Below are 13,097 nucleotides of genomic sequence, written 5' to 3' on the forward strand. Positions count from 1 at the left end.
TCGCTAGCCTCTCTGGATTTAAAAAAATGCGCTGATGAAACGTCTTAGCAGACCTCGACCTCGCTTGTCATGATTCATCTCAGGGTTTTGCTCGGCAACGTGACAGCGTGCGGACTTTGCGGTGCGTTCGGTCATGGCCTCAGAAGCCCCCCTTGTTGGCCCCCAATGCCCTCAACCGGCGTGCGCTGGTGCCTTAGTGTTGACCTCTCCTTGATCACAACAAAAACAGGTGTACCCGGCTGGCCGGGCGCCACATGAGAGGACAGCTATGCGGGCACGCCGATTCATTGAAAAGCCTAGCCTTTGTTTGGCCCTGGTGGGCTGCGTCTGCGCCTTCCTGCTTGCGGGGTGTGGCCAGGAGCCGAAAAACCCGACCACTCCTGCGGAAGCTGCCACTGCCAGGCCCGCCGACGCCGAACTGGCGCAGGTCTATGACAACAGTTGCAAGCTCTGCCACGCCAACCCGGCAGCCGGTGCGCCGCTGACCGGCGACAAGAACGCCTGGCAGCCACGGCTATTGCAGGGCGCCGACACGCTGCTCGATCACGCGATCAACGGCTACAACGGCATGCCGCCGATGGGCATGTGCATGCAGTGCTCGCAGGAGCAGTTCCTGGCGCTGATTGCCTTTATGTCCGGCCAGCCACTCCAACAATAAGAACGGCAGGGAGCGATTCATGACGATGGACTTAACACGGCGTCAGTTATTGCAACGGGCAAGTGTCATTGGTGCCTTTACCGCGCTCGGCTCCACGCCGGCGGTGGCCGAACTGCTGCGCGCGCCGCGGCTGATTCCCTGGCGCAACTGGTCGGGTGGCCAGAGTTGCCTGCCGGCGGCGCGGCTGGCGCCAAAGAACCTGGATGAACTGACCCAGGTGGTGCGCCAGGCCCCCGGCAAGATTCGCCCGGTAGGCTCGGCGCATTCCTTCAGCGCGCTGGTGCCCACCGACGGCACATTGCTGTCGCTGAGTTACTTCACCGGCTTGCTCGATCACGACGCGAAAACCCTGCAAGCCGAGTTCGCCGCCGGTACGCCGATGTCGCGCATGGGCACACCGCTCAAGGACATCGGCCAGGCCCTGCACAACATGGCCGACATCGACTATCAGACCCTCGCTGGGGCCATTTCCACCTCGACCCACGGCACCGGGAAAAACTTCCAGTCCTATTCGGCCCATGTCTGCGGCCTGCAACTGGTTACCGCCACTGGCGAGGTACTGGACTGCGACAGCACGCGACATCCAGAGGTGTTCAACGCGGCGCGGGTGTCCCTCGGTGCGCTTGGGGTGGCCACGAAGATCCGTCTGCAAAACCGCCCGGCTTATCGCTTGAGAGAGCGGCAGTGGATCGCCAAAACCGAAGAGTTGCTGGAGGACCTGGACAAGAACACCCGGGAAAACCAGCACTGGGAAATGCTCGTGGTGACCCATTCCGACTACGCCTTGTCGATTGCCCTCAACGAAACCAGTGACCCGGCGACACCGCCGATCCCGGCGGATGAGGAGGGCGGCAACGAGTTCGTCACCCTGATCGAAAAAATCGACAAGTACGGCAGCGACTTCCCGGACCTGCGCCGCACCATGCTCAATAACCTGCGCCACCTCGCCAGTTTCGACGACCGGGTCGGTGACTCATTCGACATCTACGCCAACGTGCGCACGGTACGCTTCAACGAAATGGAGTATTCAGTGCCGGCCGAATATGGCCCGGCGTGCCTGCGCGAGATTCTCAAGCTGATTCAGGACAAGGACCTGCGCACCTGGTTTCCGATCGAGTACCGCTACGTCAAGGCCGATGACATTCCCTTGAGCATGTTCGAGGGCCGTGACAGTTGCTCGATTTCGGTCCACCAGCACTATCAGATGGACCATCACAATTTCTTCGCCGCGGTCGAGCCGATTTTCTGGAAGTACAACGGCCGGCCCCATTGGGGCAAGTTGCATACCCTCAATGCAAAAAATCTGCAGCCACTGTATCCGCGCTGGCAGGAATTCATCGAGGTGCGGCAGGCGCTGGACCCCAGTGGCAAGTTTCTCAATGGGCATTTGTCATCGATTCTGGGGGTGAGCTGATGGCGGTCAATCGGCGCAATTTCCTGATCGGGACAGTGGGCGTGGGTGCGTTGCTGGCGGGAGTCGGGGTGTGGCTGCGGCCGGGTGATAGAGGCGCGCCCTACAGTGATTATTTTCGCGCGCTCAACCGCGAACTCAAGGACCACGGGCCGATGCGGCCGGTGATGCTGATCGATCTCGACCGGCTGGATCACAACATTGATGTGGTGATGCAATCGGTCAAGCGTGGTGGCAAGCATCTGCGCCTGGTGGAGAAGTCGCTGCCGGCGCCGGGGCTGTTGAGCTACATCGGCAAGCGCGCCGGCACCCAGCGGCTGATGTCGTTTCATCAACCGTTTCTGAACCATGATGCGGCGCTGTATCCCGAGTCTGACATCCTGTTGGGCAAGCCGCTGCCGGTGCGTTCGGCCGAGTTGTTCTATCAGTCGCACAAGGGGGCTTTTGACCCTTCGAAGCAACTGCAATGGCTGCTCGATACGCCGCAACGCTTGCAGCAATACCTGGCGCTGGCGCAGGGGTTGGGTACGCGACTGCGCATCAACATCGAGCTGGATGTCGGGCTGCATCGCGGCGGTGTCAGCGATGTGGCAGTACTCGGGCAGATGCTCGCGCTGATCAGCCAGCACCCACAGCACCTGGAGTTCGCCGGATTCATGGGGTATGACCCGTTCGTGGGCATGGGCGTGCCGGGGATACTCGGCTCCTCTGAAGAGTTGTTCGCCAGGGTGATGGTGATTTACAACCGCTGCGTCGACTTCACCCGTCAGCAATACCCCGGACTATGGCACGAAGGGCTGACCCTCAACACCGCCGGTAGCCCGAGCTATCGTATGCACGAGCATGAACAGCTCAGCAGTGAAGTCTCGGTGGGCACGGCAATGCTCAAGCCTACGCACTATGATTTGCCGTCCCTGGTGGAACATGTGCCGGCGGCGTACATCGCCACGCCGGTGTTGAAAAGCACCGGGGCGGTGAACATTCCGGCGCTGGATGATAAATCCAGGCTGTTTTCCTGGTGGGATACCAATCAGCGCGAGACGTTTTTCATTTATGGCGGTAACTGGATGGCGGAGTTTGAATCGCCGGCTGGGTTGCAGAGTAACGGAGTGTATGGCCGCAGCTCGAACCAGGAAATGGTGAATGGTTCGGCGGCGGTAGGGCTTGGGATTGAGGACCAGGTGTTTTTACGGCCTACCCAGACTGAGTCGGTGCTGTTGCAGTTTGGCGATTTGCTGGCGGTTCGGGGTGGGCGGATTGTGGATAGCTGGCCGGTGTATTCCTGAAGGTATTTTGGCGCTTGTTCTGACGCCATCGCGAGCAAGCCCACATTTGACCGAGTCCTGGCAGGGGGAGTGCGGTTAAATGTGGGAGCGGCCTTGCTCGCGATGGCGTCAGTTCAGTCAAAACGCGTAAGGAATGCTCACCTTGGCCCAGAGCATCTCGCCCTTGGGCCGGTTTTCTACATCAAACTCCTTGGCCCAGCGAATCTCCGCGCTGGCGTACTTGAGAAAGGTCCAGTGCAACGCCGGGCCAATCGCAAACACCTGACCGCGCACGCCGTCGTCCACGTCTTCGCCATTGAACTGCACGGTGTGGCCGAACTGTTTGTCGTCGGTGGTTTGCTTGAGGTAGTAGCCGTTCAGCCCGAGCATCAGGTCGTCGGTGATCTTGTAGCTGGCCGAATAGTCGAAGTGGAAAATCTGCCCCGACTTGTAATCGGTGTCTTTGTTTTTCTCGTTGAAACTGTACGTCGTCTTCAGCGACACCTCGGTTTTATCCGTCGGCAGCCAGGTGAAGGAGAACAGCGGTTTGTAGGTGTAGAAATTGTTGCTGGTGTTGGCCAGGCGATCGATGCTGTATTCGCCGGTCGGTACGGTGACTTCCACGGCGGCACCGAGGGTCAGGTTCGGGCCCATGTCCCACAGAATGATCGGCGCGAATGTGGTGTCGCCCATGCCTTCGCGGGTGTCCTGCAAGCCGAATACCGAGACTTCCTGCTTGAGCCAGGGCTGGGCGATGTAAGCCCCCAGTCGCCCCCCGAATACCCGCAGCGGGGTGAGGTAATCCAGGCGCGGAATGACCGCCGTGGATTCGATCTCGACGTTCGGCACCTTGCCGCCCAGCGAACTGATATTCAGCTCCCTGGCCTTGTAGTGGTTGTAGTAGACGTTGAACGCCAGCATGTTGTCCGGAAGGCTGTCGGGCGACAGCGGCAACATGAAAAAACCGTCGGTGCCGGGGCCGATGTTGTCCACGCCAGCCTCAGTGGCCAGTACCGGTTCAATGGCGCAGACGCAGGCCAGGCTGATGACCAGAAGGGGAATTGTCGTGCGGATCGGGATCATGGGCATACTCATTCTTATTGTTAGCGGGCTTTCCAGCGTCCATACGAGGGCCGCAACATAGAAATAAGCTGTCTGCGCCCTGCAAGGCAGGGTATTGGCGGCCATTTAGGGGGACTTCTGCGGACAGCCTGTAATCCCTGTGCTAACTTCCTTCGACATAACCGGTTACAAAAATAAGAATGCAGCTCGCCCCGGAATGTATGCCCCATGCAAATGAAAGTGATCGATCCCACCTTTGAACTGGCGCTGGTGTCGCCGTTTCTCCTGCAAACCCTGGCCGAAGTCGCCGAGCAAAAAGGCGTCAACCCCGACACCCTGTGCCGAGGGCTGGGCTTTACCCTGGAAGACCTCCAGGACCCGGCGCAACGCATCTCCTACCGCCAGGCCGTGACCATGATTCAGCGAGCGCTCAAAGTCTTGCCCAATCAGGGGCTGGGCTTGTGGGTCGGCGCGCAGAATGTGCTCGGCACCCTGGGGCTGCTGGGGCATGTCTTGTCACTGTGCAAGACCCTTCGCGATGCCTTTGAACTGGGCATTCGCCATCAACACACCTCTGGCGGCATTGTCGTGTCGAGTGTGGAGGAGGCGGGTGATCGGGTGTTTGTCGACGTCGAGTGCCGCTTGCCATTCGCCGATGTGCAGCTGTTTGCGGTCGAGGAGTTTTTCGCCAGCCTGCTGGTGTATGGCCGGGCGCTGGTCGGGACCGATTTCAAGCCGGTGGCGGTGCAATTCAAGCACGCCGCGCCGGATTATCTCAGCGAGTATGCGCGACTGCTGGGCCCGGACGTGCGTTTCGGCTGCCTGCAGAACCGCATGGTGATCTCGGCGCACTGGCTGGATGTGCACTTGCCCAATCACCATTCCCTGGCGTTGCGTCAGGCGGTGCAACTGCTGGAGTTGGAAGCCACGCAGGTGCACCAGAAGATCGACTTGATCCAGGCGGTGGAGCGGGCGATTGCCCGGGACCTGACCGAGGGCAGTCATATCGAGAAAATCGCCGGCGACCTGAACATGAGCAGCCGCACCTTGCGCCGCCGCCTGACTGAGCACGCACTGACTTTTGAAACGCTGCTGGAACAGGTGCGCCAGAGTCGTACCATGAGCCTGCTGGCCAACCCGGACATGTCCATTGAACGCATCACCGAGGAGGTCGGCTACAGCGACGTGCGCAGTTTTCGCCGCGCCTTCAAGCGCTGGACCGGCATGAGCCCTAGCGCGTTCCGCCATGAAAGCCCCAGCGTGGTTTAATCTTTTTGTACTGCGCAGGGCTGTGGCTAGCGGGCTTCTGTGGCGAGGGGGCTTGCCCCCGCTGGGTTGCGAAGCAGCCCCAAAACCCGCCTACCCGGTATGACTGGAGAATGCAGGGGAGCGCTTCGCACTCCAGCGGGGGCAAGCCCCCTCGCCACAAAAGCTCCCTGGCTGCAGTAGCTCCCTGGCCGCAGGTAGCCCCCAGGCCACAGTTGCCCCCTCACCCGGGCTTCATAACCTCTCAAACCACACAAATCCTCGTGCTGCGGTTAAACTCGGTGCTCTTTTTCAAGGAGTTCATATGAGCCATTACCAGCCGGGCATTCTCGCCACCCCTGTTCCGCCTCAAGCCCGTCATATGTTCTTCGCCCTCCAATGCGCCGAAGCGTTGCCGACCGCGCTCGACAACTTGATGCAACTGGTGGACGGGACGTCGGCTGTCGTCGGTTTCGGCGAGTCGCTGGTCAAGGCGTTGCACGGCCAGATCGAAGGCCTGCGCGCATTCCCGGCATTGACTGGGGTCGGTGTCGACAACCCGTCGACGCAACATGCGCTGTGGTGCTGGCTGCACGGTGTCGACCGTGGCGAGTTGCTCAACCGCAGCAACGCCATCGCCGCGGCATTGGCCCCGGCCCTGGGCCTGGTGCAGATGAACGAAACCTTCCGCCATATGACCGGCCACGACCTGACCGGTTACGAAGATGGCACCGAAAACCCCCATGACGAAGCTGCCGTGGCCGCTGCGCTGGTGGGTGAGGGCGCTGACGGCCTGGTCGGTGGCAGTTTTGCCGCGATCCAGCAGTGGCAGCATGACCTCAAGGGCTTCCACGCTCTGTCGTCCGGGGAAAAGGACAACATCATGGGCCGGCGCCTGAGCGACAACGAAGAAATCGATGACGCGCCGGTCTCGGCTCACGTCAAGCGCACCGCCCAGGAAAGCTTCGCCCCCGAAGCCTTTGTGGTGCGCCGTTCGATGCCATGGATCGAAGGTGAGCACGCCGGCCTGATGTTCCTGGCCTTCGGTTTTTCCCTCGACGCCTTCGAAGCACAACTACGGCGCATGAGCGGTCTGGAAGACGGCATCACCGATGGTTTGTACCGCATCAGCCGCCCGATCACCGGTGGTTACTACTGGTGCCCGCCGCTCAAGGACGGCCATCTGGACTTGCGCGCATTGCGCATCGGCTGACAATCAGGGAGTGACTATGAACGTGGTGCGCTGGGGCATGATTGGTTGTGGCAGTGTCGCTGAACGCAAGAGCGGGCCGGCCTTCTACAAGGCACCGGGCTCGGCGCTGGTGGCGGTGATGGGGCGCCGCCGGGAGGCCGTCGCTGATTATGCCGCGCGCCACGGCATCGCTCGGGTGTATACCGATGTCGATGCGCTGATCAACGATCCCGAGGTCGACGCGGTGTACATCGCCACACCGCCCGACAGCCATCGTGCCTATGCCTTGCAGGTGGCTGCCGCCGGCAAGCACTGCTGCGTGGAAAAGCCGATGTCGCTGAGCGCCGGGCAAAGTCGCGAAATGCAGCAGGTCTTCGCCGATGCCGGGCTGCACCTGTTCGTGTCTTATTACCGACGTTCGCTGCCACGCTTTCAACAAGTGCGACAGTGGCTGGAGGAGGGGCGGATCGGCGAGGTTCGGCATTTGACCTGGACCCTGACCAAAGCCCCGTCGGCGGCGGATCAGGAAGGCCGCGCCAACTGGCGCACCGACCCGGCGATTGCCGGCGGTGGCTACTTCGCCGACCTGGCCAGCCATGGCCTGGACCTGTTTCAGTACCTGCTGGGCGACATCGATGAAGTCAGCGGACTGACTGCGCGCCAAGCCGGACTGTATGCCGCCGAAGACGCCGTCAGTGCCTGTTGGCGATTCGCCTGCGGGGCGCTGGGCATGGGCTGCTGGAACTTCGTCGCTGATCGTCGCGAAGACCGTGTCGAGCTGATCGGCAGTAAAGGGCGGATCAGTTTTTCGGTGTTCGATGAACACCCGGTGCAGCTTGAAGCGGATGAAAGTCTCAGCCTGCACATTGCCCATCATGAACACATCCAGTGGCATCACGTATTAGGCATGAATGCACACATTCGTGGTGAAACACAGCATCCGGCGGTGGCGGCGCAAGCGCTGAAAACCGATTGGGTGATGGATCAGATCCTCAAGCGACACTAAAACCTCAGGCTGCAGGTGGTCCTGTGGGAGCGAGCAGGCTCGCTCCCACAGAGGATATCGGTGCGCATATAACCTTATGCTCAAACAGTATTTCTCAATCCTCGCATAGCCTCTCTAAGATCACGTCATAACTCGTTATAACAAGTGATCTGCCATGACCGATAACGTTCTATCCCTCAGCAGCGTCCCACTGCACACCCAGCTTCGGGACGTGCTGCGTGCGCGCATCCTCGACGGTGAATACCCGCAAGACAGCCAGATGCCTTCCGAAAGCGAACTCGGCGCACTGTTCAAAGTCAGCCGCATCACTGTGCGCCAGGCCCTCGGTGATCTGCAAAAGGAAGGGCTGATCTTCAAGATTCACGGCAAGGGCACCTTCGTCGCCAAACCGAAAACCTTCCAGAACGTCAGCACCCTGCAAGGGTTGGCCGAATCCATGACCGGTCGCGGCTACGAGGTGATCAACCGCCTGCGCAGTTTCAAATTCATCGCCGCCGACAAGCTGGTCGCCGAGCGCTTGCAGGTCGCCGAAGGCGAGATCGTGGCGCAGATCAAGCGGGTGCGTCTGATCAACCGCGAGCCGATCTCCCTGGAAATCACCTACCTGCCCAAGGCCATCGGCGAGCGCCTGGAAAAGGCCGATCTGGTCACCCGCGACATTTTCCTGATCCTGGAGAACGACTGCGGCCTTGCCCTCGGGCACGCCGACCTGGCCATCGATGCCGTACTGGCCGACAGCGACCTGACCCAGGCCCTGAGCGTCGAGCCCGGCTCGCCGATCATGCGCATCGAGCGACTGACCCACGATGCCGAAGGTCGCCCACTGGACTTCGAACACCTTTACTACCGTGGCGACGCCTTCCAGTACCGCCTGCGGATCGACCGGCACAAAGGGGATCAGGCATGACTCGAAGCACCCTCGAACAGGAGTACGACATCGTCATCATCGGCGGTGGTACCGCCGGGCCCATGGCGGCCATCAAGGCCAAGGAGCGCAACCGCGATCTGCGCGTGCTGTTGATCGACAAGGCCAACGTCAAGCGCAGCGGGGCGATCAGCATGGGCATGGACGGCCTGAACAACGCGATCATTCCCGGCCACTCGACGCCGGAGCAGTACACCAAGGAAATCACCATCGCCAACGACGGCATCGTCAACCAGGCGGCGGTGTATGCCTATGCCACGCACAGCTTCGAAACCATCGAGCAACTGGACCGCTGGGGGGTGAAGTTCGAGAAGGACGAAACCGGCGACTACGCGGTGAAAAAGGTTCACCACATGGGTGCCTACGTGTTGCCGATGCCCGAAGGGCACGACATCAAGAAGGTCCTGTACCGCCAGCTGAAGCGGGCCCGGGTCAGTATCACCAATCGCCTGGTCTGCACGCGCCTGTTGACCGACGCCGAGGGTGCCGTCAATGGCGTGATGGGCTTCGACTGCCGCACCGCCGACTTCCACGTGATCAAGGCCAAGGCGGTGATCCTGTGCTGCGGCGCCGCCGGGCGACTGGGTCTGCCGTCCTCGGGCTACCTGATGGGCACCTACGAAAACCCGACCAATGCTGGCGACGGATATGCCATGGCCTATCACGCAGGCGCCGAGCTGGCGAACCTGGAGTGCTTCCAGATCAACCCCTTGATCAAGGATTACAACGGCCCGGCCTGCGCCTACGTCACCGGTCCCCTGGGCGGCTATACCGCCAACAACAAGGGCGAGCGCTTCATCGAGTGCGACTACTGGAGCGGGCAGATGATGTGGGAGTTCCACCAGGAACTCGAAAGCGGCAACGGCCCGGTGTTCCTCAAGCTCGATCACCTGGCCGAGGAAACCATCCAGAACATCGAGGAGATCCTGCACAGCAACGAGCGCCCGAGCCGCGGCCAGTTCCATGCCAATCGCGGTACTGACTACCGCACGCAAATGGTCGAGATGCACATTTCCGAAATCGGTTTTTGCAGCGGGCATTCGGCGTCGGGGGTGTGGGTCAACGAGAGGGCCGAGACGTCGGTCAAGGGGCTGTACTCGGCCGGTGACATGGCCGCCGTGCCGCACAACTACATGCTCGGTGCTTTTACTTATGGCTGGTTCGCTGGGACCAACGCGGCGGATTTTGTGGCTGGTCGCGAGTTTTCCGCACTGGACGCACAGCAGATCGAGACAGAAAAACAGCGGGTCTACGCGCCCCTGGACCGCGAACACGGCCTGCCGCCCGCCCAGGTCGAGTACAAGCTGCGGCGCTTCGTCAACGACTACCTGCAACCGCCGAAAGTGACCAAAAAGATGCAGATCGGCCTGCAACGCTTCAGCGACATCCAGCGCGATCTGGATCAGATCAAGGCCCACAACGCCCACGAGCTGATGCGCGCCATGGAAGTCAGCATGATCCGCGACTGCGCGGAAATGGCCGCCCGCGCATCCTTGTTCCGCGCGGAAAGTCGCTGGGGGCTTTACCACTACCGGGTCGATCACCCGCAGCGCAATGACGGCGACTGGTTTTGCCACTGCCACCTCAAGAAGGACGAAAACGGCCAGATGAGCAGTTTCAAGAAAGCGGTCGAACCTTACATCATCCCGCTCGACGCCGATGAAATGCAGGCCTACGACCGGTTACGGGTCGGCGCCTTTGCGGCCTGACGATTAAACCCAGGAGAGTTCGCCCCATGGCCTATCAACCCCAGGAAATATTTTTCCGTTCCAATGCGCCGGTCACGGTCGACGAGGATCTTTGCATCGCCCACAAAGGCTGCACGGTGTGCGTCGACGTCTGCCCGATGGACCTGCTGGCGATCAACCCGGCCACGCAAAAGGCCTACATGGCCTTCGACGAATGCTGGTACTGCATGCCGTGTGAAAAGGATTGCCCGACCGGGGCGGTGAAAGTCGAGATCCCGTACCTGCTGCGCTGAAACACTAGCCCGAATGTGGGAGCCAGCCTGCTGGCGATGAGGCCGGCACAGCTTGCATCTCCATCGACTGACAGGACGCCTTCGCGGGCAAGCCCGCTCCCACAGGGATTTGTGGTGGATCTCAAGTTTTACAGACACCAAGGAAACCTGTGGGAGCCGGGCTTGCCCGCGATTAGGCCAGAACAGACAACTCCAAAACGCCATCCGGCAACCACCGGACGCCAGATTCTAGACACCCCTCGTTTCCCACCACGCCCTGATCGTGGCGGAGACGAACATCCTATAAATGATTCGAGGGGAAACACTCATGTTGCGTGCAGCTTTCGCCGGTCTGGTACTGGCTTCCTTCACCCTGTCGGCACAGGCCGAAACCATCCGCATTGCCATCGGCACCCAGGACACCACCATCAACTGCGCCGCCGGCGGCCTGTTGATTCGGGAGCTGGGCCTGCTGGACAAATACCTGCCCCACGACGGCCCCTACAAGGACGCCAAATATGAAGTGCAGTGGAAGAACTTCACCAGCGGCGCGCCCCTGACCAACGAGATGGTCGCCGGCAAACTCGACTTCGGCGCCATGGCCGATTTCCCCGGTGCCTTCAATGGTGTGGCGTTTGAAACAGCGGGCAAGCACAGCCTGTTTATCAGTGTGCTCTCGGGCAGCATCAAGGGCAGTGGCAACGGCATCGTGGTGCCGAGCGCCTCGGGCGTGCAGTCCCTGGCCGAGCTCAAGGGCAAGAGCATTTCCGTGCCGTTCGCTTCCACCGCCCATGGCATGTTGCTGCGCGCCGTGGCGGCCCAGGGCTGGGACCCGCTCAAGGATGTGAACATTGTTGCCCAGCCACCGGAAGTTGCCGGCTCCGCTTTGCAGGCCGGCAAGATCGACGCCCATGCCGACTTCGTACCCTTCGCGGAACTGTTCCCCAGCCGTGGTTTCGCGCGCAAGATTTATGACGGGTCCCAGGCCGGTGCGCCGACTTTCCATGGTGCGCTGGTCGATCAGGCGTATGCGAAGAAGTACCCGGAAATCGTCGTCGCCTACCTGCGCGCGAGCATCGAGGCCAATCAATTGCTGGCGGCGGAGCCTGAGAAATACAGTGAACTGATCGCCAAGGTCACAGGCGTCGATGCCGAGGTCAATTACCTGTTCCACGGCCCGCTCGGCGTGCAGACCCGCGACCTGAGCTGGAAACCGGAATACCGCCAGGCCGTCGGCACCGCCATCGACACCCTCAAATTGCTCAAGAAAGCCGATCGCGGTCTCGATCTCAACAATTTCATCGACGACCAGTACATCCGCGCCGCCTTCAAGGCCTCGAACCTGGACTACAGCGCGCAACTGGCCGACTACGGGCAAACGCCACTCAAGGCCGTCGATGCGGCAAGCGGCAAAGCCATCACCGACTTCAACCATGTGGCGCAAATCTGGGTGCGTGGCGAACCGAAAGTGCGCCAGTACGCTTCGGCGCAAGCCGCGTTCACCGCGTTGGCCAGCCTCAAGCAGGAAGGCAAAAGCATCCGCGCGGTGTACGCCCAGGCCAGTGACAGCGGAATCAAGTTGCTGGCCGACCAAGCGTGGTTTGCCAGTGATGCCCAAGGGCGGCTCAGTGCATTTCTGCTCAAAGGGCAGGCCCAGGCGTTCGCCACGGCCCAGGGCGGAAAGGTGTTCGACTTCACCGACGCCACCACCCAGTCCGTGGTTAGCCGCTGAGTTAGGTGCCTGACTTGAGGGCTGCCCCTCACCCTAACCCTCTCCCGAGGGAGAGGGGACTGACCGAGGTGAATGCTGGTCATTCGGTGGCCTTTGATATTCGGGTTGAGCTCCGGTTCGGAAAACACCAGACCTGCTTCCTGTTCCTTCACCCCTTGCCGGGGAGAGGACTGACCGAGGTGAATGCTGGTCATTCGGTGGCCTTTGATATTTGGGTTGAACCCAGGTTCGGAAAAACACCAGACCTGCTTCCTGTTCCTTCACCCCTTGGCGGGGAGAGGACTGGCCGAGGTGATTGCTGGTCATTCGGTGGCCTTTGATATCGAGTTGAACTCAGGTTCGGAAAACACCAGACCTGTTTCCTGTTCCTTCACCCCCTTGCCGGGGAGGGGACTGACCGAGGTGAATTCTGGTCATTCGGTGGCCTTTGATATTTGGGTTGAACTCAGGTTCGGAAAACACCAGACCTGCTCCCTGTTCCTTCACCCCTTGCCGGGGAGAGGACTGACCGAGGTGATTGCTGGTCATTCGGTGGCCTTTGATATCGAGTTGAACTCAGGTTCGGAAAACACCAGCGATCGGCTCCCTTTCCCCCTCTCCCCCCTGGGGGAGAGGGCTGGGGTGAGGGGGTAAATGTTCGC

At 60.8% G+C, this 13,097-nt stretch carries 12 protein-coding genes; 11 read left to right on the top strand and 1 reads right to left on the bottom strand.

Annotated features, from left to right (window positions below; all coding sequences use genetic code 11):
- Positions 1 to 268: 268 nt before the first annotated feature.
- From AC07OG_RS09085 to AC07OG_RS09095, 3 genes are all read left to right on the top strand, one after another.
- On the top strand, positions 269 to 658 hold the full coding sequence (locus AC07OG_RS09085) for a c-type cytochrome (protein ID WP_256352456.1): 390 nt from the start codon (positions 269 to 271) through the stop codon (positions 656 to 658).
- 19 nt (positions 659 to 677) lie between these two features.
- Positions 678 to 2,072: a D-arabinono-1,4-lactone oxidase gene (locus AC07OG_RS09090; protein WP_495066817.1), complete on the top strand. Its 1,395-nt coding sequence runs from the start codon at positions 678 to 680 to the stop codon at positions 2,070 to 2,072.
- A gap of 74 nt (positions 2,073 to 2,146) precedes the next feature.
- On the top strand, positions 2,147 to 3,355 hold the full coding sequence (locus tag AC07OG_RS09095; protein WP_495066914.1) for a DSD1 family PLP-dependent enzyme: 1,209 nt from the start codon (positions 2,147 to 2,149) through the stop codon (positions 3,353 to 3,355).
- A gap of 117 nt (positions 3,356 to 3,472) precedes the next feature.
- Here AC07OG_RS09095 and AC07OG_RS09100 read toward each other — a convergent pair whose 3' ends face one another.
- On the bottom strand, positions 3,473 to 4,417 hold the full coding sequence (locus tag AC07OG_RS09100; RefSeq protein ID WP_060540576.1) for a SphA family protein: 945 nt from the start codon (positions 4,415 to 4,417) through the stop codon (positions 3,473 to 3,475).
- A 207-nt stretch (positions 4,418 to 4,624) separates the two neighbouring features.
- Between AC07OG_RS09100 and AC07OG_RS09105 the strand changes: the two genes are divergently transcribed.
- The 8 genes from AC07OG_RS09105 (at position 4,625) to AC07OG_RS09140 (ending at position 13,089) form a co-directional block, all read left to right on the top strand.
- On the top strand, positions 4,625 to 5,665 hold the full coding sequence (locus tag AC07OG_RS09105) for an AraC family transcriptional regulator (RefSeq protein WP_495066818.1): 1,041 nt from the start codon (positions 4,625 to 4,627) through the stop codon (positions 5,663 to 5,665).
- Between the two features lie 301 nt (positions 5,666 to 5,966).
- Positions 5,967 to 6,854 carry a Dyp-type peroxidase gene (locus AC07OG_RS09110; RefSeq protein WP_495066819.1) on the top strand — a complete coding sequence of 296 codons (888 nt, stop codon included), beginning with the start codon at positions 5,967 to 5,969 and terminating at the stop codon, positions 6,852 to 6,854.
- Positions 6,855 to 6,870: 16 nt separating this feature from the next.
- A complete protein-coding gene (locus AC07OG_RS09115) occupies positions 6,871 to 7,839 on the top strand; it encodes a Gfo/Idh/MocA family protein (RefSeq protein ID WP_218423227.1) in 969 nt (322 codons plus the stop codon).
- A 154-nt stretch (positions 7,840 to 7,993) separates the two neighbouring features.
- On the top strand, positions 7,994 to 8,746 hold the full coding sequence (locus tag AC07OG_RS09120) for a GntR family transcriptional regulator (protein ID WP_495066820.1): 753 nt from the start codon (positions 7,994 to 7,996) through the stop codon (positions 8,744 to 8,746).
- The gene (locus tag AC07OG_RS09125) at positions 8,743 to 10,473 is read left to right on the top strand and encodes a fumarate reductase/succinate dehydrogenase flavoprotein subunit (protein ID WP_495066821.1); all 1,731 of its coding nucleotides are present in this window, start codon (positions 8,743 to 8,745) and stop codon (positions 10,471 to 10,473) included. Before AC07OG_RS09120 ends, AC07OG_RS09125 begins: the two co-directional genes overlap by 4 nt.
- Positions 10,474 to 10,499: 26 nt before the next feature.
- Entirely contained in the window at positions 10,500 to 10,745 is a 246-nt protein-coding gene (locus tag AC07OG_RS09130) for a 4Fe-4S dicluster domain-containing protein (RefSeq protein ID WP_007946457.1), read from the top strand.
- Between the two features lie 286 nt (positions 10,746 to 11,031).
- Positions 11,032 to 12,456: an ABC transporter substrate-binding protein gene (locus tag AC07OG_RS09135; protein WP_495066822.1), complete on the top strand. Its 1,425-nt coding sequence runs from the start codon at positions 11,032 to 11,034 to the stop codon at positions 12,454 to 12,456.
- A gap of 183 nt (positions 12,457 to 12,639) precedes the next feature.
- The gene (locus AC07OG_RS09140; protein ID WP_495066823.1) at positions 12,640 to 13,089 is read left to right on the top strand and encodes a hypothetical protein; all 450 of its coding nucleotides are present in this window, start codon (positions 12,640 to 12,642) and stop codon (positions 13,087 to 13,089) included.
- Positions 13,090 to 13,097 lie beyond the last annotated feature (8 nt).

Source organism: Pseudomonas sp. GW821-FHT09H03 (assembly GCF_059415945.1).

Coding starts and splice junctions, on each gene's coding strand:
- AC07OG_RS09105 (WP_495066818.1), top strand. CDS start 4,625: ATGCAAATGAAAGTGATCGATCCCACCTTTGAACTGGCGCTGGTGTCG.
- AC07OG_RS09110 (WP_495066819.1), top strand. CDS start 5,967: ATGAGCCATTACCAGCCGGGCATTCTCGCCACCCCTGTTCCGCCTCAA.
- AC07OG_RS09115 (WP_218423227.1), top strand. CDS start 6,871: ATGAACGTGGTGCGCTGGGGCATGATTGGTTGTGGCAGTGTCGCTGAA.
- AC07OG_RS09125 (WP_495066821.1), top strand. CDS start 8,743: ATGACTCGAAGCACCCTCGAACAGGAGTACGACATCGTCATCATCGGC.
- AC07OG_RS09085 (WP_256352456.1), top strand. CDS start 269: ATGCGGGCACGCCGATTCATTGAAAAGCCTAGCCTTTGTTTGGCCCTG.
- AC07OG_RS09100 (WP_060540576.1), bottom strand. CDS start 4,417: ATGATCCCGATCCGCACGACAATTCCCCTTCTGGTCATCAGCCTGGCC.
- AC07OG_RS09140 (WP_495066823.1), top strand. CDS start 12,640: ATGCTGGTCATTCGGTGGCCTTTGATATTTGGGTTGAACCCAGGTTCG.
- AC07OG_RS09090 (WP_495066817.1), top strand. CDS start 678: ATGACGATGGACTTAACACGGCGTCAGTTATTGCAACGGGCAAGTGTC.
- AC07OG_RS09130 (WP_007946457.1), top strand. CDS start 10,500: ATGGCCTATCAACCCCAGGAAATATTTTTCCGTTCCAATGCGCCGGTC.
- AC07OG_RS09135 (WP_495066822.1), top strand. CDS start 11,032: ATGATTCGAGGGGAAACACTCATGTTGCGTGCAGCTTTCGCCGGTCTG.
- AC07OG_RS09120 (WP_495066820.1), top strand. CDS start 7,994: ATGACCGATAACGTTCTATCCCTCAGCAGCGTCCCACTGCACACCCAG.